This window comes from Streptomyces sp. NPDC020681 (assembly GCF_044334895.1).
In the GTDB taxonomy this organism is placed as follows: domain Bacteria; phylum Actinomycetota; class Actinomycetes; order Streptomycetales; family Streptomycetaceae; genus Streptomyces.
Map to the genome: position 1 here is coordinate 62052 of NZ_JBIRTX010000021.1, position 25955 is coordinate 88006.

General features: G+C 73.2%; 18 protein-coding genes. 5 read left to right on the top strand and 13 right to left on the bottom strand.

What is annotated here, in order from left to right; genetic code table 11:
* The first annotated feature begins 87 nt into the window (after nucleotides 1-87).
* Complete coding sequence (locus ACH4YL_RS33875) at nucleotides 88-1068, top strand: DMT family transporter (RefSeq protein WP_398511344.1); 981 nt, start codon at nucleotides 88-90, stop codon at nucleotides 1066-1068.
* Here ACH4YL_RS33875 and nirD read toward each other — a convergent pair.
* From nirD to ACH4YL_RS33890, 3 genes are read right to left on the bottom strand one after another with little or no spacing between them, the layout of a single operon-like run.
* Nucleotides 1001-1324: a nitrite reductase small subunit NirD gene (gene nirD / locus ACH4YL_RS33880; RefSeq protein WP_398511345.1), complete on the bottom strand. Its 324-nt coding sequence runs from the start codon at nucleotides 1322-1324 to the stop codon at nucleotides 1001-1003. The two genes, ACH4YL_RS33875 and nirD, sit on opposite strands and share 68 nt — an antisense overlap.
* A complete protein-coding gene (gene nirB, locus ACH4YL_RS33885; RefSeq protein ID WP_398511402.1) occupies nucleotides 1321-3867 on the bottom strand; it encodes a nitrite reductase large subunit NirB in 2547 nt (848 codons plus the stop codon). The genes nirD and nirB overlap by 4 nt, the downstream gene beginning before the upstream one ends.
* Before the next feature lie 10 nt (nucleotides 3868-3877).
* Complete coding sequence (locus tag ACH4YL_RS33890) at nucleotides 3878-5044, bottom strand: NAD(P)/FAD-dependent oxidoreductase (protein WP_398511346.1); 1167 nt, start codon at nucleotides 5042-5044, stop codon at nucleotides 3878-3880.
* Between the two features lie 257 nt (nucleotides 5045-5301).
* On the opposite strand from ACH4YL_RS33890, the gene ACH4YL_RS33895 reads away from it, so the two are divergent.
* Nucleotides 5302-6126: a putative protein N(5)-glutamine methyltransferase gene (locus ACH4YL_RS33895; RefSeq protein ID WP_398511347.1), complete on the top strand. Its 825-nt coding sequence runs from the start codon at nucleotides 5302-5304 to the stop codon at nucleotides 6124-6126.
* 71 nt (nucleotides 6127-6197) lie between these two features.
* Entirely contained in the window at nucleotides 6198-6983 is a 786-nt protein-coding gene (locus tag ACH4YL_RS33900) for a sulfite exporter TauE/SafE family protein (protein ID WP_398511348.1), read from the top strand.
* A gap of 3 nt (nucleotides 6984-6986) precedes the next feature.
* On the opposite strand, the gene ACH4YL_RS33905 is transcribed toward ACH4YL_RS33900, so the two are convergent.
* Nucleotides 6987-7628: a class F sortase gene (locus tag ACH4YL_RS33905; RefSeq protein ID WP_398511349.1), complete on the bottom strand. Its 642-nt coding sequence runs from the start codon at nucleotides 7626-7628 to the stop codon at nucleotides 6987-6989.
* A 97-nt stretch (nucleotides 7629-7725) separates the two neighbouring features.
* Nucleotides 7726-8235: a hypothetical protein gene (locus ACH4YL_RS33910; protein ID WP_398511350.1), complete on the bottom strand. Its 510-nt coding sequence runs from the start codon at nucleotides 8233-8235 to the stop codon at nucleotides 7726-7728.
* 326 nt (nucleotides 8236-8561) lie between these two features.
* Here ACH4YL_RS33910 and ACH4YL_RS33915 point away from each other — a divergent pair, with 326 nt between their 5' ends.
* Nucleotides 8562-9176, top strand: a complete 615-nt coding sequence (locus ACH4YL_RS33915) for an NADPH-dependent FMN reductase (protein WP_398511351.1) — start codon at nucleotides 8562-8564, stop codon at nucleotides 9174-9176.
* Nucleotides 9177-9219: 43 nt separating this feature from the next.
* Nucleotides 9220-9663 carry a gamma-glutamylcyclotransferase family protein gene (locus ACH4YL_RS33920; RefSeq protein ID WP_398511352.1) on the top strand — a complete coding sequence of 148 codons (444 nt, stop codon included), beginning with the start codon at nucleotides 9220-9222 and terminating at the stop codon, nucleotides 9661-9663.
* Here ACH4YL_RS33920 and ACH4YL_RS33925 read toward each other — a convergent pair.
* The 8 genes from ACH4YL_RS33925 to ACH4YL_RS33960 all read right to left on the bottom strand — a co-directional run bounded on the left by ACH4YL_RS33925 (nucleotide 9647) and on the right by ACH4YL_RS33960 (nucleotide 25875).
* Nucleotides 9647-11866: a molybdopterin oxidoreductase family protein gene (locus ACH4YL_RS33925; RefSeq protein ID WP_398511353.1), complete on the bottom strand. Its 2220-nt coding sequence runs from the start codon at nucleotides 11864-11866 to the stop codon at nucleotides 9647-9649. The two genes, ACH4YL_RS33920 and ACH4YL_RS33925, sit on opposite strands and share 17 nt — an antisense overlap.
* 109 nt (nucleotides 11867-11975) lie before the next feature.
* On the bottom strand, nucleotides 11976-12557 hold the full coding sequence (locus tag ACH4YL_RS33930; RefSeq protein WP_398511354.1) for a TIGR03086 family metal-binding protein: 582 nt from the start codon (nucleotides 12555-12557) through the stop codon (nucleotides 11976-11978).
* A 76-nt stretch (nucleotides 12558-12633) separates the two neighbouring features.
* Nucleotides 12634-13317 (bottom strand): vancomycin high temperature exclusion protein, encoded by a 684-nt coding sequence (locus ACH4YL_RS33935; RefSeq protein ID WP_398511403.1) that lies wholly within the window; start codon nucleotides 13315-13317, stop codon nucleotides 12634-12636.
* A 104-nt stretch (nucleotides 13318-13421) separates the two neighbouring features.
* Nucleotides 13422-15242, bottom strand: a complete 1821-nt coding sequence (locus ACH4YL_RS33940; RefSeq protein WP_398511355.1) for a hypothetical protein — start codon at nucleotides 15240-15242, stop codon at nucleotides 13422-13424.
* Nucleotides 15239-18907 carry a DUF5682 family protein gene (locus tag ACH4YL_RS33945; protein ID WP_398511356.1) on the bottom strand — a complete coding sequence of 1223 codons (3669 nt, stop codon included), beginning with the start codon at nucleotides 18905-18907 and terminating at the stop codon, nucleotides 15239-15241. Before ACH4YL_RS33945 ends, ACH4YL_RS33940 begins: the two co-directional genes overlap by 4 nt.
* Nucleotides 18894-20042 carry an AAA family ATPase gene (locus ACH4YL_RS33950; protein WP_398511357.1) on the bottom strand — a complete coding sequence of 383 codons (1149 nt, stop codon included), beginning with the start codon at nucleotides 20040-20042 and terminating at the stop codon, nucleotides 18894-18896. Before ACH4YL_RS33950 ends, ACH4YL_RS33945 begins: the two co-directional genes overlap by 14 nt.
* Nucleotides 20039-25003 carry a hypothetical protein gene (locus ACH4YL_RS33955; RefSeq protein ID WP_398511358.1) on the bottom strand — a complete coding sequence of 1655 codons (4965 nt, stop codon included), beginning with the start codon at nucleotides 25001-25003 and terminating at the stop codon, nucleotides 20039-20041. The genes ACH4YL_RS33950 and ACH4YL_RS33955 overlap by 4 nt, the downstream gene beginning before the upstream one ends.
* Entirely contained in the window at nucleotides 25000-25875 is an 876-nt protein-coding gene (locus ACH4YL_RS33960) for a DUF4132 domain-containing protein (RefSeq protein WP_398511359.1), read from the bottom strand. The genes ACH4YL_RS33955 and ACH4YL_RS33960 overlap by 4 nt, the downstream gene beginning before the upstream one ends.
* Between the last annotated feature and the right edge of the window lie 80 nt (nucleotides 25876-25955).

Here is a 25955-nt window from a genome sequence, read left to right on the forward strand (position 1 = left end):
CTGTGGTCTGCGCGATGTCCACCCGTTCAGTGTCCCTCCGCACGAGCGTTCAATACGGGCCGGGCCCCGGCGGCGGAGCATCGCATCGTGAACACGCCCACAGACAGATCCACGGGCCTGAACAGCCCGTACCTCATGCTCACCGTCACGATGATGCTGTGGGGCAGCGCCTTCAGCAGCTCGAAAGTGGTCGTGGAGCAGGTGCCGCACAGCGTCGGCGCGTTGCTCCGCTTCGGCGGCGGCGCACTCGCGCTGCTGCTCGCCGTGCGGCTCTTCGGCCGCCGCGACCGGGTGGTCACGGCACGTGACCGGGGACGGGCCGCGCTCGCCGGAATCCTCGGCGTCTTCGCGTACAACCTCTGCTTCTTCTGGGGCCTCTCGCTCGCGCCGTCCGCGGACGGCGGCGTGATCATCCCGGTCATGAGCCCGGTGCTCACCGCCGCCTTCCTGCTGATCACCCGCCGTGAACGCGGCTCGCCCGCGCGGATCGCCGGACTCTGCCTCGGCGTTGGCGGAGCGGTGGTCTTCTTCATCGGCGCGGGCTCCGGAGGCGGCGGCGCGACCCAGCTCAGCGGCGATCTGCTGTTCCTCGCCGCCGCGGCCTGCTGGGCCGCGTTCACCCTCGCCGGACCGCGGGTGCTGGCCGGGATCGAGCCGCTGCGTGCGACCGCGTACGCAACGGTCGCGGGCGCCGCGCTCCTCGGCATCTACTCCGCGCCCGACCTGGGCGAGGTGGCGTGGAGCGAGCTGACGCCGGGCCTCTGGCTCAATGTCGTCTTCCTGGCCGTCGGCCCGACCGCCCTCGCCAACCTGCTCTACTACCGGGGCGTCGGCGCGGTCGGACCCGCATCGGCGTCCGTGATGATGTTCCTGGTGCCGATCTCCGCCACCACCTGCGCCATGGTCTTCCTCGGCGAGTCCTTCGGCACGCTCCAGACGGCGGGCGCGCTGGTGCTGCTCGTGGGCTCGGTGCTCGCGGTGACGCAGGTGCGGCCACGCGTCAGTTCAGCCGCACCTCGTACGCCGTCACCGACACCGAATCGTCGTCCAGGCACCGGCCGGTCGTGAGATCGAAGCGCTGCTTGAGCAGCGGTGACGCGACGAACGGCCCTTCGGCCGCCGAGCCGATGAGGCCGCGCGAGAGCACCTGGGCCCCGGCGAACGGGTCCCGGTTGTCGATCGCGTAGGCCCTTCCTGCCCGGTCCAGGAACACCGCCGCCTGCCGACCGTCCGGCAGCAGCGCCGCCATCCCGCGGCCCGGCGTCAGCCGTGACGCCTCGCAGACGGTGAACCACTCGTCTTCCAGGCGGAGTTGAAGCGTCATCGGGCGGCCCTTTCCAGTGGCTCCAGCGTCAGGATGGTGAGGTTGGGCTTGATCTGGCCGCGCTCCGGGACGAACTGCACCGTCGGGTCCGGCGTCTCCGGCGCGTTCACGAAGGACACGAACCGGGCGAGCTTCTCAGGGTCGTTGATGGTCTCGGCCCACTCGTCGCGGTAGCCCGCTACATGCTGCGCCATCAGCGCCTCCAGCTCGTCGCAGAGCCCGAGCGAGTCGTGCACGACGACGTCCCGCAGATGGTCGAGGCCGCCCTCCAGCCGCTCCAGCCAGGTCGAGGTGCGCTCGAGACGGTCCGCGGTGCGAATGTAGAACATCAGGAACCGGTCGATCAGCCGCACCAGTTCGGCGTCCGAGAGGTCCTGCGCGAGCAGATCGGCGTGGCGCGGCGTCGCGCCGCCGTTGCCGCCGACGTACAGGTTCCAGCCGCTCGCCGTGGCGATCACTCCGAAGTCCTTCGACTGCGCCTCCGCGCACTCGCGCGCGCACCCCGAGACCGCCGACTTCAGCTTGTGCGGTGACCTGAGGCCCCGGTAGCGCAGCTCCAGATCGATCGCCATACGGACCGAGTCCTGCACTCCGTAGCGGCACCAGGTCTGGCCCACACAGGACTTGACCGTGCGCAGCGCCTTTCCGTACGCGTGCCCCGACTCGAAGCCCGCCTCCACCAGCCGCAGCCAGATGCCCGGCAGCTGATCCACCCGGGCGCCGAAGAGGTCGATCCGCTGACCGCCGGTGATCTTGGTGTAGAGGCCGTAGTCCCGTGCCACCTCGCCGATCACGATCAGCTTCTCCGGAGTGATCTCACCGCCCGGGATGCGCGGCACGATGGAGTACGAGCCGTTGCGCTGCAGATTCGCCAGGAAGTGGTCGTTGGTGTCCTGAAGCGCCGCCTGCTCGCCGTCCAGGACATAGCCGTCCACGCCGATCGTCGGGGCCAGCGACGCCAGGATCGAGCCGACCGTCGGCTTGCAGATCTCGCAGCCGTCGCCGCCGCGCGCCTCCTCGCGGCCGTGGCCGTCGAGCACCTGCGCGTACGAGGTCAGCCGCAGTGTGCGGACGATCTCGTACAGCTCACTCCTCGTGAACGGGAAGCAGCCGCACAGGCCCTTGTCCCCGGACTGCGGCAGCAGCTGGCCGATGACCTTGACGCAACTGCCGCAGCCGGTACCGGCCTTGGTGCACTTCTTCACCTCGGGGAGGGAGGTGTGGGCGCAGATCTCGCCCTTGGTGACGTTGTGGCACGAGCAGACGACCGCGTCGTCCGGCAGCGCCGACGGGCCGAGCGCGACCGGCGCGCCCGCTCCGGCCGGCAGCACCAACTGCTCCGGCGAGACCGGCGGGACGGAGCCGGTGAGCGGCCGCAGCAGGCCGTACGCATCGGCGTCGCCGACCAGTACGCCGCCGAGCAGCGTCCCGTCCGGGTCGACGACCAGCTTCTTGTAGATGCCGGAACGGGAGTCCGAATACACGACGTCCAGGCAGCCGTCGGCCGTGCCGTGCGCATCGCCGAACGACGCCACGTCCACACCGAGCAGCTTCAGCTTCGTCGACATGTCGGCACCGGTGAAGGCCTTGACCTCACCCTCCAGCGTGGCCGCCGCCGTCTGGGCCATCTCGTAGCCCGGCGCGACCAGTCCGTACACCCGGCCGTCCGAGGCCAGCGCGCACTCGCCGATCGCGAACACCGCCGGATCGGACGTACGGCACTGCTCGTCGACGATGATGCCGCCGCGCTGGCCCACCGCCAGACCCGCGTCGCGGGCCAGCTGGTCCCGCGGCCGTACACCCGCCGAGAAGACCACAAGATCGGTCGCGAGCACCGAACCGTCCGACAGCGCCATGCCGTTGACGATCCCCGCCTCGTCGACGGTGATCTCCTGCGTTCCGGTGCCGGTGTGGACGGTGAGTCCCATCCGCTCGATCGTCCGCAGCAGCGCAGCGCCGCCGCCCTCGTCGACCTGCACCGGCATCAGCCGCGGCGCGAACTCCACGATGTGCGTGTCGAGTCCGAGCCCCTTGAGCGCGCCCGCCGCCTCCAGACCGAGCAGCCCGCCGCCGACGACGGCACCGGTGCTCGCGGTCTTCGCGTACTCCTCGATCGCGAGCAGGTCCTCGATCGTGCGGTAGACGAAACAGCCCTCGGCGTCCTTGTTCGGCACCGGCGGTACGAAGGGGTACGAGCCGGTGGCGAGGACGAGCGTGTCGTACGCGAAGGTCCGGCCGGCCCGCGAGGTGACCGTCCGCGCGGCCCGGTCGACGGACTCGGCCGCGTCGTCGAGATACAGCTCGATGCCGTTGCTCTCGATGAAGTCGCCCTCGACGAGGGAGAGTTCGTCCGGGGTGCTGCCGGAGAAGTACGAGGTCAGCTTGACCCGGTCGTACGCGGGCCGTGGCTCCTCGCACAGCACGACGATCCGCGCCCGCCCGGTCACACCGCGCTCCGCGAGGGCCTCCAGGAACCGCTGGCCGACCATGCCGTGGCCGACGACCACGATTGTGGGCGTGGACGTTATGGGCAGCGTGGACATCGTCGACATGTCAGGAGCCTCCAAGCAGGTGCAGCAACGGGGTGGAAGGGAGCGGCTCGTCGCCTTCCCAGGTACGGGCCAGTTCGCCGACGGCCCCGAGATCGCCGAGCAGGATTCCGCCGACGAGCCGGTCGCCGCGGACGACGACCTTGCGGTACGCGCCACGGGTGGCATCGGCCAGCCGGACGACGTCGTCGCCGGGCAGCGGGGTCGTCTCACCGAACGAGGCGAGGTCGAAGGGGCCCTGTCCGGCGAGCGTGAGCCGGGTCAGGGCGCGGGTGCCGGTGTAGCGGGCCGGGGTCTCGGTGAGCACGGATGCCAGGACGTCCGCCTGGTCGAGTGCCGGGCCCGCGAGGCCGTAGACCCGGCCGTCGTGCTCGGCGCAGTCGCCGATGGCGTGGATGTTCGGGTCCGAGGTGCGCAGCTCGTCGTCGACGACGATGCCCTTGCGGACCTCGAGCCCGGCCTCCACCGCGAGACCGGTCCTCGGGCGAACGCCGCAGGCCAGCACGACCAGCTCGGAGTCGAGGACGAAGCCGTCCGCGAGCTCGACGGCCGTGCCGTGCAGTCCCCGGACCCGGCACTCGGTGTGCACCTCCACGCCCAGCTCTTCGAGATGGCTGCGGAGCATCAGCGAGGCCGACACGTCCAGATGCCGCTCCATGAGGTGCTCGCCCTGCTGCGCCAGCACGACGTGCGCGCCGCGTGCGGCGAGCGCGCGGGCGGCCGAGACGCCGAGCAGCCCGCCGCCGACCACGACCGCGTGCAGGCCGGGGCGTACGGCGGCGGACAGGGCGGCACAGTCGTCGAGCGTGCGGAACGGGTGGACACCGTCCGGGAGTCGCCCGGCCAGGCCGCGCAGGGGCGGCAGCACCGGGTTCGAACCGGTGGCGAAGACCAGCCGGTCGTACGGGAGGGACGTGCCGTCCGCGCAGTGCACCACCCGCCGCTCCCGGTCGACGGCGCTCGCCCGCACACCGCTTCGCACGGGGATGTCGGGCAGCGCGATCACCTCGGGGGCGTACCGCCCGGCGAGCACCTCGGCGAGCAGCACACGGTTGTACGGCGCGTGCGGCTCCTCGCCGATCACGGTGACGGCCGCGCCGGCGGCGACGAGCCGGGCCGCGAGCCGGGCCCCTGCCGTCCCGCTGCCGATCACCACGGTTTCCAGTCCCATGTCCGCAGCGTGCGGGCCTGGTGTTACCCGGCGGGTGCGCCACTGTTTCCCGAGAGGAACGCTGCGCTCAGCGCGGCCGAGTGCCCGGTGTGAGGGGGCCCGCTCGGGTAAGGTGAGCGCTTCAGGCAGTGACCGACCCAGGAGGTGAGACCCATCAACGCTGCAGCAGGCTGGGTGCTCCCCTCTCATGGCCCTGCGGTTCACCCGGCATAGGTGACCGCTCGCGGGAGCGCCCTCAGGCATCCCGAAAGGCTCACATGTCGATTTCCCGGTCATCCTCTTCCCGGTCATCCTCCTCGTCGGCTCTGACTCCGCCCGCCGTCGTCTCCAGGCTCCGCGCCGCCGGCTGCGTGTTCGCCGAGGACGAGGCGCGGCTGCTCATCTCCACGGCAGGCACCTCCGCCGAACTCGCCGCCATGGTGGACCGGCGCGCCGCCGGGCTGCCGCTCGAACATGTCCTCGGCTGGGCCGAGTTCTGCGGACTGCGGGTGGCCGTGGACGCCGAGGTCTTCGTGCCGCGGCGGCGCACCGAGTTCCTCGTCCGGCGCGCCGCCGGCCTCACCGGGCCCTCCGCGGTCGTCGTCGATCTGTGCTGCGGCTCCGGCGCGGTCGGCGTCGCGCTCGCGGCGGCACTGGAGTCGGCCGAGCTGTACGCATCCGACGTCGACCCCGCCGCCGTGCGCTGCGCCCGGCGCAATGTCGGGGCCGCCGGCGGGCAGGTCTTCGAGGGCGACCTCTTCGAGCCGCTGCCCGCCGCGCTGCGCGGCCGCGTCGACGTACTGGCCGCCAATGTGCCGTACGTACCGACCGAGGAGGTCGAGTTCCTGCCGCCGGAGGCGCGCGACCACGAGCCGCGGGTTGCGCTCGACGGCGGCGCGGACGGGCTCGACGTGCTGCGGCGGGTGGCGGCACAGGCGCCGCAATGGCTCGCGCCGGGCGGGTCTCTGCTCGTGGAGACGAGCGAGCGGCAGGCGCCGTACGCCGTCGAGGCCTTCGCCCGCTCCGGGCTGGTCCCGGAGGTGGCCGTTTCGGAGGAGCTGTGGGCCACGGTCGTGATCGGAACCAGACCGGTGGACGCCTGAACCTCAGAGCTCGCTCAACTCCCCGGATATTGATGGACGTCATACCCGTCAGGTACGTAGGGTCCTTACCTGTGCCCGACATATCGCTGACCATGCTCGTCGTCCTCTGTATCGCCGCCGCGGCCGCCGGCTGGATCGACGCCGTGGTGGGAGGCGGCGGACTGCTGCTTCTGCCCGCCCTGCTGCTCGGACTGCCGCACGTCCCGGCCGCGCAGATCCTCGGCACCAACAAGGCGGTGGCCATCGTCGGCACGTCCGGAGCCGCGATCACGTATGCGCGCAAGGCCCCGGTGCGGCTCAAAACGGCGGTACGGATCGGACTCGCCGCCCTCCTGGGCTCGATGGGCGGCGCGTTCTTCGCGGCCGGGATCAGCAGCGATGTGCTCCGTCCGGTGATCATGGTGGTGCTGCTCGGCGTCGCCGCGTTTGTGATGCTGCGCCCGACGTTCGGCGCCGGCGGTGACGACGGCGAGAAGCCCGTCACGCGCGCCAGGACGGTCACCGCGATTGTGCTCGTCGGCGGCGGGATCGGCTTCTACGACGGGCTGTTCGGGCCCGGTACCGGCACGTTCCTGGTGCTGGCGCTCACCGCGGTGCTCCATCTCGACCTGGTGACGGCGTCCGCCACCGCCAAGATCGTCAATGTCTGCACCAACGGCGGGGCCCTCGCGATGTTCGCCTACCAGGGCACGGTGCTGTGGCAGCTGGCGGCGCTGATGGCGGTGTTCAACCTCGCGGGCGGCATGTTCGGCGCGCGCATGGCGCTCAGGAAGGGCAGCGAGTTCGTCCGCGGGGTGCTGCTCGTGGTCGTCTTCTCGCTGGTCGCCAAGCTGGCCTTCGACCAGTGGACGGCGTGAGCGTCAGGCGCCTTGGCCGGCGGTCCGTACGCCGATGAGATGCGCGAAGGCCACCACATTGCCCTGGTAGCCGGTCTTCTGGGAGAACCCGCCGCCGCAGGTGATGACCCGGAGTTCGGCCCGGCCCTTGGAGCCGTAGACCTTCTTGTCCGGGAAGGCGTCGGCCTCGTACACCTCGATCGCGTCGATGGTGAACACGGCGGTACGGCCGTCGGCGCGGGTCACCTCGATCCTGTGTCCCTTCTTCAGCGCGCCGAGACTGTAGAAGACGGCGGGCCCTTTGGCGTTGTCGACATGCCCGGCGACGATGGCCGTGCCCTTCGCGCCCGGCCGCGTGCCGTCGCCGTACCAGCCTGCGAGATTACGGTTCCCGTCCGGCGGTACCTCCAGGCTGCCGTCCTTGACGAGGCCGAGGGGCATCAGCGGGGTGTCGACCCTGATGTCGGGGATGCGGAGCCGCAGGGGAGCGGACGGCGGCAGCGGGTCGGCTGCCGCGTCGGTGTGCGCGCGCGGACCGGCGGCGAAGGCCTCGGCGGCGGAAGGGACCGGAGGTGTCACGTTCTCCGCGCCGTTCTGCACCAGCCATACGCCGACGCCGACGGCGACGGCTATGAGCCAGCCCTTGCCCTTGCTCGTGGCGCTCATCGGTTCCTCCGGAAGAATCCCCCGCTCCCGGCAGGCCGGGACAGGCCTGACGGGAACGGGGACACGGCGGTACGCGGGCCGGTCCGAGACCGGCCCGTCAGCCGCCCTGCGCGCCGCTCGCCCGGCGGCGCAGGAACAGCGTCCCGCCGACGGCGGCCGCGGCCAGTACGGCCACACCCGCCGCGATCTGGGCGGTGTCGGGGCCGACGCTGCCGCCGACTCCGGTCCGCACGTGCCCGCGCGGCCCCGTGTGCTGCACGGTCACATCGCCGGTGGCGGTCCTGCCGTTTCTGCAGGTCACGCTGATGCCGTAGAACCCCGGCCGGGTGTGGTGCGGGATGGTGAACTGGCCGACCGCGACCTCCTTGTGCGTCCCGGGAGCCACCCGGAACTCGCCCGCGCCGAGCTCGCTCGCGTCTCCGACGCCACGGCCGCCGGGGCCGCAGGCGGTGGTGTTCACGGTGATGGTCGTGCCCGGAGGAGCGGTGGAGGGAAAGACTTCGAGGGTCGACTCCCAGTCGCCGGCGTATGCGCCCTGGGCGTCGAGTCCTATGGTGGCGGCGACCGCCAGCGCGGCAGTGGTCAGCAGGCGGGCGGTGGTGCGCATGGTGATCCTCCGGAAAAGCGCGGTGCTGCGTCTGATGCGGCGGTGATGCGTCGGTGATGCGACTGGGACCGTTGGGTCCGTCTTCTCCGAGATAAGGCGCAGCCCGCTCACCACGCCTGCTGATGGAGCATCAGATTCGCTGGACCCGTGCGGCGTGTCGCGCTGGACGCCGGGCGTTGTCGCAGGTCAGAGCGGGTGACGAGGAATCAGATGGCGCGCGCGTTCCGGCATGCTGAACGGGTGACGGTGCGTCGGATGATCTTTCTTGGGCCGGTCGCCCGGTGACGGCTTGACCTCAATCAAACTTGAGGTACGAGGCTCTCCTCATGGACCTCACCACGCAGCAGAACCCGCACTCGCCCGCCTCTCCTCTGAAGCTCGCCGTGATCCTCGCCAGCAACCGCGAAGGCCGCTTCGGCCCGGTCGTCGGCGACTGGTTCATGTCCCGCACCACCGGGCGGGAGGACTACGCCGCCGAGCTGATCGACCTCGGCGAGGTACACCTCCCGACCGCCCTCTCCCACAAGCCCGCGCCCGCCGTCCGCACCGAGCTCGCCAAGGTCTCGCCCGCGCTGGCCGGCGCCGACGCCTATGTCGTGATCACTCCCGAGTACAACCACTCCTTCCCCGCCGCCCTCAAGAGCCTCATCGACTGGCACTTCACCGAATGGCAGGCCAAACCCATCGGCTTCGTCTCCTACGGCGGAATGTCCGGCGGCCTGCGCGCCGTGGAGCAGCTGCGCCAGGTCTTCGCCGAAATGCACGCCGTCACCGTCCGCGACACCGTCTCCTTCCACCACGCCCACAGCCACTTCGACGACCGGGGCCGCCACAAGGACCCGGCGGCCTGCGACGCCGCCGCAAAGGCGATGCTCGACCAGCTCGCCTGGTGGGGTCACGCGCTGCGGGACGCCAAGTCCGCTCATCCGTACGCGGGTTGAGCGTCGGTGGCCGCACGGCCCGTCCTCGTTGGACCATGGAGCCATGACCGCTCAGAAGCTTCCCTTCTTCGTCTACGGCACGCTGCGGCCGGGTGAGTGCAACCACGACCTGTTCCTGCACGGCCGCACGGCGGTCGAGCAGCCGGCGCGGCTGGCCGGAGCGGTGCTGTACGAGGGGCCGGGCTATCCGTACGCCGTCGAGTCGCCGGGAGACGCCGGTTCCGTGGCAGGTGAGCTGGTGACCGCGGCGCCGGGGGAGTACGGGGAGCTGCTCGCCGTGCTCGACCGGCTGGAGGAGTACGTGGCTCCGGGCCATCCGCGCAATCTGTACGAGCGCGTGGCGCGCGACGTCCTGCTGCCTGACGGCACGGCCGTACGGGCCTGGGTGTACGTCGCCGCACCCGACGTGGCCCGCAGGCTCCGAGCGCAGGGCACGCCGATCCGCGGCGGCGACTGGTGCGGCCGCCGCCCTACGGGGTCGGCGTGACGGGCTCCAGCCGGACCGCGCACACCTTGAACTCCGGCATGCGGGACGTCGGGTCGAGCGCCGGGTTCGTCACCGAGTTGACTCTGCCTTCGCCGGGCCAGTGGAACGGCATGAACACGGTGTCCGGCCGGATCCCATCGGTGATCCGCGCGGGCCCCTGGGCCCGCCCACGCCGCGACACAACGGCGACCTGATCGCCCTGGCCGACGCCGAGCCGCTCGGCGAGCAGCGGATGCAACTCGACGAAGGGCCCTGGCGCGGCGGCATTGAGCTCGTCGACGCGCCGGGTCTGGGCACCCGACTGGTACTGCGCGACGACCCGTCCGGTGGTCAGCAGCACGGGATACTCCCGGTCGGCCTCCTCGGCGGCGACGCGATGGACGACGGGGACGAAGCGGGCGCGCCCGTCCGGCGTCGCGAAGCGCTCGAGAAAGAGCCGGGGTGTGCCGGGATGCGGCGCGCCCGCGGGCGGCTGGTCGATCGTGCCCGCGCGGGGCCACGCCCCCGAGGTGCCGGCCGCGCCGGCAGGACCCGCAGGACCGGCCGGGTCCTGGGCGTCGACGACCGCGCCCGCCTCCGGGCACGGCCAGAACACCCCGTCCTCCTCCGCGATCCTCCGGTACGTGATGCCCGAGTAGTCCGCCGGGCCGCCCGCCGACGCTCGGCGGAGTTCGTCGAAGACCTCCTCCGGGTCCGCCGGGAAGCCCTTCTCGTGGCCGAGCAGTCCCGCCAGCGCGCCCAGGACCTCCAGGTCGCTGCGGACACCCGGCGGCGGGGACACCGCGCGGCGGCGCAGCAGGACCCGGCCCTCCAGGTTGGTCGTCGTGCCCGTCTCCTCGGCCCACTGCGTGACCGGCAGCACCACGTCCGCCAGCGCCGCCGTCTCCGAAAGCACCACGTCCGCGACCGCGAGGAAGTCCAGCGAGCGCAGCCGCTCCTCCACATGCCCGGCGCGGGGTGCGGACACCACCGGGTTCGAGCCCATCAGCAGCAGGGACTTCACGTCGCCGCCCAGCGCGTCGAGGAGTTCGTACGCGCTGCGCCCCGGCCCCGGCAGCGAGTCCGGATCCACGCCCCACACCTCGGCCACATGCGCCCGCGCCGCCGGGTCGTCCAGCTTGCGGTAGCCCGGCAGCTGGTCCGCCTTCTGGCCGTGTTCGCGGCCGCCCTGCCCGTTGCCCTGGCCGGTCAGACAGCCGTAGCCGGACAGCGGCCGGCCCGCGCGGCCCGTCGCCAGACAGAGGTTGATCCACGCGCTCACCGTGTCGGTGCCCTTGGAGTGCTGCTCGGGTCCGCGCGCCGTGAGTACCATCGCCGACTCGGGCTCGCAGAACATCCGTACCGCTTCGCGCAGTTGGGGCACGCCGATGCCGGTGATCCGCTCCACGAGCTCCGGCCAGTGGGCCATCGCCGCCGACCTGGCCTCCTGCCAGCCGCTCGTGCGGTCCTGGATGAACTCCTCGTCCGCGCGCCCCTCGGCCACCACCAGATGCAGCAGCCCGAGCGCGAGCGCCAGATCCGTACCCGGGCGCGGCGCGAGATGCAGATCGGCCTGCTCGGCGGTCCGGGTCCGGCGTGGGTCGACGACGATCAAGGTGCCGCCGTTCTCCCGCAGCTCGGTCAGGTAACGCAGCGCCGGCGGCATCGTCTCGGCGAGGTTGGAGCCGACGAGGATCACACAGCCGGTGCGCGGAATGTCCTCCAGCGGGAACGGCAGCCCGCGGTCGAGGCCGAATGCCCGCTGGTGCGCGGCCGCGGCCGACGACATGCAGAAACGTCCGTTGTAGTCGATCTGCGAGGTGCCGAGCACGACCCGGGCGAACTTCCCGAGCGTGTACGCCTTCTCATTGGTGAGTCCGCCGCCGCCGAAGACGCCGACGGCATCGGGGCCGTGCACCGTCCTCGTGCGCCGCAGTCCCGCCGCGATCGTCTGCAAGGCCTCCTCCCAGGTGGCCGGCTCGAGCCTGCCTGTGGCGTGGCGACGAACCAGGGGCTCGGTCAGGCGCACCCGGGAGGAGAGCAACGCGGGCGCGGTACGGCCCTTGCCGCACAGCGCGCCCCGGTTCACGGGAAAGTCCGGCCGCTCGACCACCTGCACCAGGCCGCCTTCGGACTGCGGCTCGCGCAGATTCATGCCGCACTGGAGCGCGCAGTACGGACAGTGCGTGGCGGTGGTCGCGGTCAGGGGCGTGGCGTCGGACATGCCGCCAGGGTGCGACGCCCGTGTTACACCGCCCCGCGCGCCCGATTACGGGCCGGGTACGCGGTCCTCCGCGACGGCACCCCGGCCCCGTGAGGTCCGTACGGGCGTGTCAGGCGCGACGGCCCAGCAGCGCCAGGAGCCGTGTCTGGTGGCTGTCACCCGGCGGCGGCTCGATCGGCGGGGCGAACAGACCGGTCTTCGCCAGTGCCGATGCATACGGAGTGACCTCGTCCAACGCGAAGATCACCAGCGCGTCCGGCAGCCGCTCCGGCGCGCCGATCGCCCGCGCCAGGTCCCAGCTGTGAACCACCGCGTCCGTGATCATCTGCGCGCAGTAGGCGACCACCGGGGTCTCGCCGTACGACAGCTCCACCGTGCGCGCCAGCGCGCCCGGCTCGCCGAAGGCCTTGCGTGCGTCGCGCGCGGCGGCGTCCCAGGTGGCCCGCGGATGTCTGCCGAGGACATCGCCGTCGTACGCGTCGCCGATGTCCTCGATGCTCGCGCCGTCGCTCACGAGATCGGGCACCCACAGCTGCTCCGCGGTGAGATGGTTGACGAGATCGCGTACGGACCACTCGGTACAGGGCGTCGGGTCGTCCCACTGATCGGCCCGTACGGCGTGCACCCGCTCGCTGAAGAGCTTGAGTGCCTCGGTGTGCCGGGTGAGCAGGGTGGCTACGTCGTTTTCCATAGGGCTCACTGTCGTCCTCCGCGGATGCGGACGCGAGTGTCACGACAAATCCGTCGCAAACGTGTCACGGCCCGCCTCAGCGCCCGGCCGCGGCCAGCGCCTCCCGTACGCCCTTCTCCTCGGCCCCCAGGAACCGCGGGTCCGGCCGCAGCGTGGCGTCCAGCGCCGCCTTGCCCGCCGCGAACATCTCGCGTGCGCCTCCGTAGTACCAGGTCGCGTCGTGCGGTTCGGTGACGCCGACGCCGTACGACTCGACCCCGGCCGACCGGCAGAGCGCGACCGCCCGGCGTATGTGGAAGCCCTGCGTCACCAGGACCGCGCGGTCGACGCCGAAGATCTTCTTGGCGCGTACGCAGGAGTCCCAGGTGTCGAACCCGGCGTAGTCGCTCACGATCCGGCCGTCGGGCACGCCGCGCGCGGTGAGATAGGTGCGCATGGCGTCCGGCTCGTCGTACTCCACACGGCTGTTGTCCCCGGTGACCAGCACGACCTTGACCTTGCCCGTCCGGTACAGCTCGGCGGCGGCATCCAGCCGGTGCGCGAGATACGGCGTGGGCCTGCCCCGCCACAGACCTGCTCCGAAGACGACGGCGACGTCCTGCGCGGGCACCTCGGCCACGGTGCGGACCCGGCTGTCGGCGACGGCGTGCATCCAGGTCGCGGGCGCGAGCGCCAGCACGCAGCCGAGCATGACGGCCTGCACGGTCCGGCGCTGTGCGCGCCGGGTGCGGGGCAGCCGCGGCTTGGGCAATCGCGGCATGGGCAGCCGGAGCGCCGGCAGCCGGAGCTTGGGCAGCCGGAGTGCCGGCAGCCGTAGCTTCGGCACGCGGGGCTTTCTCGGGCGGGGCACGAGTCCTGATCCCTTCACGGCAGGTCAGACGCGGATGGGACGGGTTCGGTTCGGTCCGTCGACTGAGATGTCGACTGAGACGTCGACTGAGATGAGGACGTGAGCCAGGCCGCGGGGAGCAGCGAACGGGCCGCGGACGAGGCATAGACCGACGCCGCGAGCCAGGCCGTGGCGAAGGCGTCAGGGTCCGCGGGCAGCAGCCTGCCGAGCGCGTCGTGACGGCGGTCCGCCGCGGTCTCGGCCAGCGCCCGGGCGCACTCCGCGCCCGTGGTCAGGCCCACCGACCGCAGACGGCGCGGGAGTTCGCCGTCGGCCGCCACGGCGGTGACGGCGCGGCCGCCCGCCACCGCGCGGTCCACCGCGCGACGCAGGAGGTCCAGCTCCACCGGGAGTGCGGGCGGGCCGGGGGCCGGGTCGGTCGGCCGGGCGGCGGCCGACACCGCGGGCAGGTGCGAACGGTTCAGCTGGCGCAGCCCAAGGTCCGCGTGGATCCACTCGCCCTCGCGCACCGTCCAGCCCGCGGCCAGCGCCTGAACGCCGCCAGGACGGTCCGCCACGACCCTTGCGATCAGCCGCACCTCAAGTCCGGGCCGGGAGGCGAGCAGCCGCAGATTCTCCGCGTACGCCAGCTCCGGCCGCTCGTCCGGAGCCGGCAGGTGCAGGGCCGGTCCGCCGGTGACACGGAAGCCGTGGCCGGTGACGGTGCCGGTGAGGAAGAGCAGGTCGCCGCCGCCCGGCCGGGCATCGGCGGGCTGCGCCAGCCAGTCGAGCGCGGCCGCGAGCTGATCGGCGGGCGCTCGCTGCCAGAGCGCGTCGAGCGGCGGCTCGTGCCACCGCGCGCCCGACGCCCGTACGGAACGGAGCCGGGACCCGCCGCCGATCCGGCCGTCCGGCGACACCGTCGGGCCGGTCAGGATCACACCGCCTCCGTCGCCCAGCTCGCGCAGCGGGAGCGCGCATCCGCCGGGCACGGGAGCGCCCGAGGCCTGGACGGCCCGTTCCGGACCGCCCGGCATGATGTCCGAGACGGTGTGGATCGTGCCGTCGGGCGAGAGTGTGTACGCCGTCGCGCCCGCATAGCCGGACGCGGTGACGACGGGCTCGGTGAACAGCCCGTACAGCCGCAGCGGCTTGGCCGGTTGATAGGCGCGGCGGGCGGGTGTGACCGCGTCGGCCGGTCTGCGGACGAGATCGAGCAGCCCGGCGAGCTCGGCGGAGAGCCCGGACAGCCGGAACGCCGGGTCGTCGGAGCGCGCCTCGCCCAGCATCCGCGCGATCCGGACCGCCCCGGCGGACGGCAGATGGAGCCCGGCGAGGCGCGCTGAGTGCGCGGCATGCAGGAGCTCAGCCCGCCGGCCCGCGCCGGAACCGGTAACTCCGTCGACGAGGACGGCGGTTGCGGCGGTACGGAGAGTTCGGAGGGCGGTGGCTTGCTCCGCCGAGGCCGATGGCTCGACCGAGGCTTCCGGTTCGACCGAGGCCTCCGGCACCACATCGGAGGCGGGCGCGGGCTCCACCTCCGGCCCTGTCGCGGTCGCGTTGTCCTCGGCGAGCGGCGCCGACGACAGCACCGCCGCGCGGTGCAGACAGGCCGGGGCCAGGAGACAGCCGCACACCGCGTCGTCCGCGTGCGCGACGATCCCGTCGGTGACCCTGAGCGTCACCGAGGTGTCCTCGTCCACCCGCACACGTACTCCGTCGGGCGTGGCCTCCACCGGCCAGCCGGACACCTTGGCCGTCGCGCCGTCGACCCGTTTGCGCAGCCGCGCGGGAAGCAGATCGAGCGCCGCGGCCGCCACATCGGCGGCCACCGGAGGGAGCGTCGGGGTCGTCACCGGTGGGTACCTCCTACCCGCTCGCCGACCCAGCGGGCCAGCTCCAGAGGACTGAGTGCGGCGACCGGCATGCCCGCCGCCACCAGCCGGCCCGCCACGCCCGTCGAGTAGCGCGGCCGGCCCTCGTCGTCGAGCGAGGCGCAGCCGAGGACATGGCAGCCCGCGTCCACGAGCGTCCGCACCTCCGACAGGAGCGGGCCGATGGGCCCGCCTTCCTCGAAGTCGCTGACCAGGACGACGAGTGTGCGGGACGGCACCGTCACCAGCTCGCGTGCGTGACGGAGGCCGCGGGCGATGCTGGTGCCGCCTCCGACGCGGACCTCGAGCAGCAGGCCCAGCGGATCGTCGACATGGTCTGTGAGATCGAGGACCTCGGTGGAGAACGCGACGAAGTGCGTGCTCAGGGCGGGGACTCCGGCGAGCACGGACGCGGTGAGCGCGGACCAGATCGTCGAGGCCTCCATCGAACCGGAGACGTCCACGACGAGGACCAGCCGCCAGTCCGTCGACCTGCGGGCACGGGTACGGAACACCGGCCGCTCCGGCAGGACGGTCACCGCGCCCGTGTCCGGGTCACGGCGGGCGGTCGCCAGGTTCGCGCGCAGCGTGCGCGGCAGATCGAGCGGCCCGCCGGGCCGCCGCGTGGGCCTCGGGTGGGCGAGACCGGTGAGCGCGGGCCGCAGCCGGTTGGCGAGCGCCTCGGTCAACTCCCGTACCAGCCGCGCCACCAGCGGCCGCAGGCGGGATAGCTGCTGTTCCGGGAGGCCGCCGGCGTACGAGAGCACGGTCCGCAGCAGCTCGACGGAAGGCCGTGCCGACCCGGGGTCCAGTTCGAGCGCGGCGTCGAGCCGCCCGGAGTCGGCGGCCGTGGCGAGCACCTCTTCGCGGACCCCCGGCCCGAAGAGCGCGGCGAGCTCGTCGGACCAGGCGCGCACATCCGGATACGAGGCCTCACTCCCGCCCCCGGACCCGCCGCCGTCCCCGTCCGCCCCGCGCGAGCCTTCACCGCGGCCCCGCCCGTACAACTCGTCGAGCGCGGTCGCGTAGCGAGCGGCCCGCCCGGTCAACTCCCGCCCCCGCCCGAGCAGCAGCCGCCACCGCTCTCCGGCCGCGAGCCCGGCCGAACGGCCGCCGCCGCCCGCACCGGGGCGGGAGACTGCGCTGCTGTCGGCGCCGGTGCCGGTGCCGTGGTCGGTGCCCGTTTCGGTGCCGTGGTCCGGCCACGCGCCCGCTCCCGGGCCTTGTCCGGAGTCCGCTCCCGGGCGGGAGCCCGGCTCCGCGTCAGCGCGCGAGGCCGTGCCCGCGCCCGTGCCCGCGCCCGGGCTGTGATCGCCGGTCGCGGCATCGCACGTGTCCCCCGCACTCTCCGCCGGCCGCAGGCCCTTCGCCGCCAAGGCCTCCCGGCCCGCCAAGTCCGCCGCTGCCAGCAGCGCCAGTGCTCTCGGGTCCGACACCGGGCCGGTGAGCGTGCCCGCCGACGTGCCGGTCCGGTCCTCGACCACCGACAGGAGGCGGGACCTCGCCCCCGGTGGCAGCGTGTCGAAGCCCGCTCTCAGTGCCGGGAGCCGGTCGAGGAAGGCGCGGTCCGGCAGGGACTCCACCCGTTCCAGCAGGGGGTCCAGCGCGCGGCCCGTCTCCAGCAGCGGGCCCGCGGCGACGAGCGTGCCGCGCAGGAAGTCGGCGAGATGCGCCCGCAGTTCGGGCGATGTCGCGGCATCCGCGAGCGACGCCAGCCGCGTGCCGAACTCGCCCGCGTCCCGCTGCCCCAGCAGCACCCGCGCCGCGCCCGCCGCGCCCCGCATGAGCGGTGTCGCGTCCGCGTCCAGGCGGGCCAGCGCGTCGGCGAGGCGCAGACCTCCGCCGATCCCGGCGGCCCGGTCCGCCAGCGCGACCAATGCGCGGGCATCGTCCGCTGACGTGGAGCCCGCGAGACCGTCCAGCGCCCGTACGCCCGCCGCGGCCAGCTCCTCGTACGCCGCGTCGATCGCGGCCCGCTCCCACTTCTCGTCGAGACCGGGCAGATGGCCGGACCGGATCCGGTCCAACAGGGCCGTCCCGGCGAGCAGTTCCGGCAGTGTCCCGGTCGCCGGCAGCAGCTCGGCGGTCTCCGTGAGCCGTTCCGCGGCAAGCTCCGGCAGCCCGCACCGAGCGGCTTCCGCAAGGCCGTCAAGGACCTCGGCCGCGGTCGGTCCGCCGCGCCGCAGTTCGTCGGCCCGCCGCTGCCGCAGCACACCTGCCGCCGCCTGCTCCAGCGTCACTCCGTGCAGACCGGCCACGTCGAGCATTGCGGCCGTCGACGGCGACCAGGCCACCGACCAGCGCGTGGTCAGCGCGGCCGCCTCGCCGACGCCCGCGACCTCCGACTCCTCTCCGTACGGCACTCGGCAGACCGAGAGCCGCCGCAGGCAGATCTCCCGGCGCCGGTCGAGGTCGCTGCGGAGCATGTCCAGACGCAGCTCCCGGCGCTCGGAGGCGTCCGGTCCCGGCAGCCTCAGCTCGGCCAGCAGCCCCTCCACCGCGGGCCCGAGCCCGGAGCGCGGCGTGCCCGGCGCCAGCCGCCCCTGCCGCCCGCCGACCAGCACGCGCTCCATCGCGGCGGCCACCACCCGGCCACGCCCCAGCAGCCTGCCCTGCGTGAGGACGGTCTGCACGGCCTCCGTCAGCTCTCCGCGCCCGGCGGCCGGCAGCCCCCGCAGCGAGGCCAAGTCCCGGGCGAGCCGGACCACTTCACGGGCGTCGGCGGGCCCGCTCGGGTGACCGGAGTCCCGTACGGCCGCGCAGATCCGTACGGCCGTCGACGTCAGCAGTTCGTCCAGCAGGGCGGGGTCGCCCGCCGCGTGGAAGACGCCGCGCTGCCACTCGGGATCCCGGATGCCCGCGGGATAGCCGGAGCGCTCGTCGAGCAGTGCGTACGAGTACGGCACCAGCGACGTGACGACGTCGGCGGACTCCGGGAGAGGCGGCTCCATCTCACGGAAGTCGGACCAGGACGTCAGCGCGGGCGCATGGAACGCGCCGATCACCGCCGCCGCCCGCCGCCCCTCGTGCTCCGCCAGCCTGCGCCGCATATTCGCCTCGCGCCGCAGGTCGTGCGGGTCGACAGAGCCGGCGTCCGTCCGCAGCGCCCAGCCGACCAGCAGCGCGGCGCGGCGCAGCGCCTCGGCCGTGCCGCCGGGAGCGGTCGCCTCGACGAGCCGGTCCCACAGATCGTCTCCGGGCCGCCCGCCGACTCGGGCCCGCAGTGCGGCCGCAAGCCCACCCTCGCCGGAACGCGATCCCTCGGACCGGTCCTCCGAACGCGCCTGGCCCTCTGCACGCGCCCCCAGCGGCAGATCGAACGGCACCACCTCCACGCCCGCCTCCCGCGCCCAGCGGATCGCCGCCAGCTCCGGCGAGAACTCCGCGAACGGCAGAAACACCAGCCCCGCGCCGCTGCCCGCCAGCGCGACCGGCGGCACCGTCGCCGGATCGGCCAGATGCCCGAGCCACGGCGCGAACTCCTCCGGCAGCTCGACGAACAGCACCTCCGGCGCCGCCTGGGCGAGCAGCGCCGGAACGGCCGCCGCCAGTGCGGGGGAGTGGTGCCGCACTCCGATCAGATACGGATCGCGGCAGCCCGCCAAACTGGCCAGCGCGCCCTCCGGATTCTCCTCAGGCGAGCTCATCGCGCAGCTCCCACAGCGTCCGCCAGAGCGGCGCGCCGCTCTCCGCCCGACGCCGCACCGGACCGTCCCAGTAGCCGAGCAGCCGTGCGTGATCGGCAGGATCGTCCTTGCGCACGGTGCCCAGCAGATGACCCGGCAAGCTCCGCACGACATCGCGGCCGTCGCTCAGATACGCCGCTCCCAGTCCCATCGACGTGGCCACGTGCACCGCCTCCGCCGTCGACATCACCGTCGAGGGCCGCTCGATCTCCCAGCCCTCCGCGCTGCGTCCGGACCGCAGATCCCGGAACGCCGTCACCAGCGCCTCCAGCACCGCGTCGTCCACCCCGAACGCCGCGCCCGAGCGCGCCAGCGCGGCCGTGGCCTGGCCGCGCACCAGCGCCGTCTCGGCGTCGAGGTCGCCGATCGGCCCGACCTCCTCGAAGTTGAACCGCCGCTTCAGCGCGGCGGACATCTCGGATACGCCCTTGTCGCGGAGGTTGGCCGTGGCGATCAGAGTGAAGCCCGGCACGGCGTGCACGGTGCCGTCCGCGCCGTCCCCGCCCGCCAGTTCGGGCACGGACATCCGGCGCTCGGAGAGCAGCGACACCAGCGCGTCCTGCACCTCGGGCAGACAGCGGGTGACCTCCTCGACCCGGGCGACCGCTCCCCGGGTCATCGCGGTGAGGACCGGGGAGGGCACCAGGGCTTCCCGGCTCGGGCCCTTGGCGAGGAGCATCGCGTAGTTCCAGCCGTAGCGCAGCTGGTCCTCGGTGGTGCCCGCGGTGCCCTGCACGGTGAGCGTGCTGGCGCCGCAGACGGCCGCGGCCAGCAGCTCGGACAGCATCGACTTGGCCGTGCCGGGCTCGCCGACGAGCAGCAGCCCGCGCTCGCCCGCCAGCGTCACCACGCACCGCTCGACCAGCGCGCGGTCGCCCACGAACTTCCGTGACACGACCAGCTGTTGTCCGTCCGCCGTGCGCAGCGGCCGGTCGTCCGAGCCGCAGACGAACAGCACGGCGGCGCGCGGCGTCATGCGCCAGCCCGGCGGCCGCGGCCCGTCGTCGTACGCCGCGAGAAACGCCAGCTCCTCGCCGTACTTGTCCTCCGGCAGCTCCACCTGCCGCGCACCGGCCGTCGCGTCGCTCCCGTTCATCGCGAACCTCCCCTGGCGCCACGGCCCTTGAACTCTTCGAACCCGGGCGCGTCGCCCGCCACGATCCGCCGCCACGCAGCCGCGAACAGCTCCGGCACCGGACGGTCCGGCACCACGAAGCCCTGTCCGAGCCACGGCACGAGCGGCGCCTTCCACGTCTCCGCCGGCAGCATCGGCGTCTTCTGCTCGCGCCAGCCGCCGGGCAGGAACAGCGAACGTCCAGCCCTGGCCCGCTTGGCCTCCACCACCAGGTCGGTGGCGGCCAGCTCCGCGCGGGCCTTCTTCAGCCGGGCGGGCTTCCAGCCCGTCCACTCCGCCTGGTTCCGGTCGGTCGGATCGGGCAGCGCGAGCAGCATCAGATACAGCGCAGCCGCATCCTCCGACAGCCCGAACCGCTCCACCGCCGCGGCGACCAACTCCGGCACGCTGTGCGCCGGACACTGCGGGGAGAAGATCGCCTCCGCGGCCCGGTCGTTCGCCGTCACCAGTGCCTCGAACTCCTCGCTCAGCACCGTGCGCAGCGCCGTCAGTGCCGCCTTCTCCCCGGCCAGCCCGGCAAGCAGCTTCAAGGCCGGATGACCGGGCCCCGCGGTCTGGCCCGTCATCAGCGCCGCGGGCCGCACCCACACCGAGTCCCACTCCGGCCGGTACCGCATCGGCGCGAGCACCAGTGCGTCCGAGAGCTCGACCAGACCGTCCTTGGCGCCGCCTTCCCGGAACCCCAGCCCGTGTGCCTCCCGCAGCCGCACCGAGGTCGCACTGCCCTCGGTGTCCCAGTCCACGCCGAGGTCGAGATGCAGCCCCGGATCGGCGAGCCGCTCCCGCAGCGTCCGCAGCGTGACCGGCAGCACCTCGCGCAGCGGATCGCCGTACGGCAGCCGGTACGCGAGCCAGCGCAGCATGGAGACGTACGACACCAGCATGGAGCCGGTGAGCAGCTTCTCCGGCTCGGCCGGCGTCAGCCCGTCGTCGCCGGGCCGCTGCTCGGTGCGGCCCACGAGCTCGCTGTTCGCCTCCGGGTTGAGTGCGGCGTCGAGCATCGTGCCGGTACCGACCTCGGCGACCACCCGGCTGATCAGCCAGGAGGGCGCGACGCGCCGCTTGCCGCGCGCCGCCAGCCAGGCCTCGATGAGCGGCTCGAGACCGAAGCCCTTCGTCCACAGCTCGTCGACCTGTTTCGGCTCCACCGGCAGCAACAGGCCGGTGAACAGCTGCCGTTCGGCCGGCGACATGGCGCTCAGCACCGCGCGGCCGGTCTGCGCCTCCGCGCTCTTGACCTCCAGCGGCGCGAGATACTCCGCCGGCAGCAGTCCGTCCCGGCCGTACGCGCTCACACCGGGCAGCCCCAGCTGCAGCAGCGCACCGGTCACCGAGCTCACTCCGACCCGGTCGGCGAACTCCCGCGCCTGCTCCGGCCGGTACAGCAGCGGTCCGTGCTCCCGCACGGCGGCCACCAGCCGGTGCACCGCGTCCGCCCGCACCGGATCGTCCGGCGCACCGAGCGTCTCGGACTCCTCCAGCGTGAATCCGTCCCAGCGGCCGAAGGCTCCGGACGGGTCGTACTCGATGCCGTTCCAGTACGCGTGCTGTTCGTCCACCCGCTGGCACGCGACGATCAGCAGCCGCCGCGGACCCGAGTGCCGACTCGTTCCCAGCAGTTCGGCGGGGTTCGCGGGCCGCTCCGCCTTGAGCTGGACGAGCCGCAGCCGTCCGCGCGGATCGACCAGGACCGCGTCTCCGTCCGCCCGGACCTCCAGCGCCGCGTCGAGGAACTCCAGCAGGGCCGCGCGGTGTTCCTGCGACGTCGTCGGCGAGGCCGCTCGCACGGCGAGGGCGGACAGCCCGAGCCCGGGCAGCGTCAGCCATCCGACGCTCGCGCCCGTCAGCTGTCCGCGGCCCTCCTCGGCTCCGGACGCCAGCGCCTGCCGCAGCGCGGCCAGTTGGCCCATGGTCGATGTGGTGTCCCGCTCCCAGGAGTGGCTGTAGAAGTGCCGTGAGCCGAGGAACCCGGCGAGCGCGTCCCGCAGCGTGCCGTCGTACGCATGCCGCACCGTCGGCTCGGCCGCCTCGGCCTTCGCCCGCGGGCCCTTCACCGCACGCTCGGCGAGGACGCCGATGCGCTTGGCATGCCGCGCCGCCTCCTCGACCAGCCCGGCGACACCGGCCAGCAGCCCCGGATGCGCGATCTCCGGCAGCAGCTTCCGCACGGCCTCGGCCGGTTCGGCCCCGCCCGCGACGGCCGCCAGCAGCGCCGCCGCATCAGCCTCGGTCACCGCCCGCAGCGCGGCCGAACCGCGCGAGTCGCGCGGCCGCAGTGCGTGCCAGTGGCCGATCGGCGGCACCAGCGGCGTGCCCGCCGCATGTGCTCCGCCGCTGTTGCCCTCCTCGAACGCGGCCAGGCAGACACCGTCGGCGTCGTACAGCTCGATCCTCGAGCGGAAGCCGCGCGTCTCACGGGGATGCAGCACCGCACCGCCGGGCAGCCGCAGCGGCGGCAGCGGAATCCTGAGCGTCGCATGGTTGATCAGTCTGCCCTTGGGCATCTCGACCGCCGGTGAGCGGCTGCCGTCCACCGAGCAGGCGACCAGCGTGCCCGTCTGCTGATCGCGCCTGACCCACCAGCCGATCAGCCCGTCCTTGCTGCCGAACGGCGAGGATTCCAGGCCTGCTTGGACCGGCAGCAGGCGGCAGGAGCCCTCCATCAGTGTGGCGGTGCCGCCGGGCACCTCCGCCAGTGCGGAGTCGAAGAACGCGGGCACGGAGATCCTGCCTCTGCGGGCCGACTCCGGGTCGTAATCCCACCACCGGTTCTCGTGCAGCACCCAGACCGAGATGCCGTCCGACGCGACCGGCCGCTGCTCCGCCGCGAACGAGGTGTCGCCCGCGTGCACCGGCCGTCCGCCGAAGGTGCGACTGCCGTCGGGCAGCTGCAGCGACGGCATCTGGTACGAGGTCCAGTGATCGGCCAGCTGACCGTCCGGCTTGAAGACATCGGCGGCCCGGCCCGACCAACGCGCCCGCCGGTCCGTCCCGTTGCCACTGGCGATGAGCCACTGGCCGCCCACATAGCGGACGGTGGGCACGTCCCAGGAGTTGGCCGACCGCACCGGCAGCGAGAGCGTCTGCCGGTCCAGCACGGCATTCGGCCCGACCGCGGCGGCCTGCATGCCGACCCGTACGACCAGCGCGGGCCAGGCGTCCGACAGCCGGTACCACTGGTCGGCGAGATGGCCGTACATCTGCCCGGCGGCTTGGGGGTTGACCTTGCCGAGCTCCGTCAGCGCCTCTTCCAGCGCGGGCCAGCCGAGCTCGTCGAGGATGCCGGAGCGCAGCGTGCGCGCGAGGGCGCCGGCGGGTGAGAAGGCGGTGATACGGGCCACTGCCTCGGGCGCGGCGGCCAGCACCGGTTTCGAGGAGAACCTGGTGAGTCGGCTGAGCTGGCTGTCCAGCTCCACCAGACCGATCGGCCGGGAGAGATCCTCGGCGCGGTCGGCGAGCCAGCCCGCGAGCACCGAGCGGAGCGCGGGGTGCTCCACGACCCGGTTCAGCTGGGCCGAGGCGTCACCATTGCCCGCCAGGCGCTCCACTCCGCCGCGCAGCGCACCGGCGAACCGGGCGTCGGCGGCCAGCGCCGCCAGATCCCGGCGCCCTGCGCGGTCGTCGGACAGCCAGGGCGCGAGCTCAAGATTCTCCATCTCGTCCGACGGGGCCTCGACCGGAACGCCGAGGGCCAGGCAGAGATCGAGCAGATCGAGGTCGACGGTGGTGCGCCAGCCGCCGCCGCGCAGCAGCCGCACCGGCGTGCCGTCCGCGATCAGCCGGTCCGCGAGCCGCTCCACCAGCGCCAGTTCGGCCGCGAGGCGCTTTGTGCCACGCCAGCCGCGCTGCCGGTGCCCGGCCCACGACGACACCCATTCCGCCGCCGGGACGGTCCCGTCCAGCAGCAGTCCGACCGAACCGCAGCGCTCCAGCACTCCGAGCCAGGACTCGTCGAACTCCTCCGGGCTGTCTCCGCCCGCCGCGGGAAGCAGCGCCAGCAGCCGCTCCCGCACCGCCCGGTCCCCGGCGGCGACATCGGCCAGCGCGGGCAGCGCCGACTTCCAGAAACCCGCCGCCGCGCGGTTCATCGCCCCGGTGTGGATGATCTCCGCGAGCAGTGAGCGCTCCTCGGCCGCCGCGTCGAGCCCAGCGCCCTTGGCGAGCCGCCGCAGATCCTCCACCATGCCCGCGTACGGCGTGAGCCCGGCGGCGCACCGCTGCAGGGACACCGCCTTGAACTCGGCGTACGCCGCGTCCGCCGAAAGCCGCGCGGCCAGCCCCTTCGCGTACTCGCGCAGCGCCTTGCCGCTCAGCGCGCCCGCGCCGGCGAACTCCAGGAACACCTCCCGCAACCGCTCCTCGTCCACCTCCAGCGCATGCCGCTGCTCGGCCGCCCGCGCCTTGCCGAAGAACACGGAGGCGTGCTGCCGCGACTCGGCCGCCAGGAACAGCCGCGCCACCTGCTCGTAATAGGTCGGCAGGAAGTGCGGAACGGAACGGTCCAGCCGCTCGCCGATCTCGTCGAAACCGTCCTTCGCCAGCCCGGGCTTGGTGGTCACCTGGCGCGTGAGGCGCTCCATCTCCTTGACCACGGCCAGCGCATGGTGGCCGTTCTCCGGGTCGTGGACCAGCGGCCAGGCGGGGAAGCCGAGCGACTGCCGCTTCACCCGGCCCACCGGCGCCGATCCGGCTCCCTCGAATCCCAGATACTCCAGCGCCAGGTCCTCGGCGGGACCGATCGCCTCCGGCACCAGCCGCACCACCGTGCGCCCCTCCAGCGCCGGATGCCCGTACGCCCGCGCTGTCAGCTCGTCACCGGCGCCGGAGCGCCTGCCTCTGCCCCTGACGAGCGGCAGTACCGCCCCGGCCTCCAGCAGTCCGTCCACCGTGCCGCCCCCCGTCGTGCTTCGTACGCCGCTCACCGCAGCCCCTCCTCTTCACCCGCGACCACACGGCCCGCGTACACCAGCGCGGCCATCCGCTCGCCCTCCGACCAGGCGACCGGCCCCACCTCCGCCAGCGGCAGCCGCCGGCCCTCCGGGTCGCGCCACTCCAGCGACCCGGTCAGCGCCTCGAAGTCGGGATAGTCGTCCCCCAGCCAGTACGCCGCCTCCAGCGGCCTGCCGTCCTCCACCAGCGGGCACACCGCCTGCCCGCCACGCACCCGGTAGCCGAGCGCGACCGCTCGCCCGGTCGCGTGCCGCAGCTGCTCGAACTTCCCGTTGGCGTACGCCTGCCAGTCCTGGCCGCGCGCCTTGTCGGGCCGCCGCCACACCTCGCGGAACAGCTGCTCGACGCCCTGCTCGACGCCGAGCTCCGCCGCGAACTCCCGCAGCTCGTCCAGGTCTTCCAGCAGCACCGGATGCGGTATCAGCACCGACTCGCACTCGAGACGGACCGAGTCACCGTCCAGATCGACGATGCCCGCGCCCTTCTCCGGATCCGCGTCGCGCAGGAACCCGGCGCGCTCCATGTCGGCCGTCCCGTCCGCCGCCACCGGCGCCACCACCAGATCGCGCAGCGCCCCCCGCCACGCCTCGTCCGGCCACACCCGCGCCAGCAGCGCCACCGGGACCGGCAGCGAGCGCACCAGCCAGACGTCCACCTGCTCCCGGCACTCCCGATCATGGCGCTCCAGCCACTCGGCGAGCTGGCGCAGTCTCACCACCTCGGCGTCGTCCCGCAGCTTCGCCGGCACCTGCTTCAGGGCGCGCCCCGCCGCATTCCTGCACAGCACTTTCGTGCCTTCCAGCGTGACGGCGTATCCGCCGCTCTCCGTCTCGATCCAGCCCATGGCGAGACCGCCTCCCCGACCGTCCGGTTCCGATGTCGATCACAGTAGGTGAGGGGTCTGACAACGCCGCCGGAGAAGCT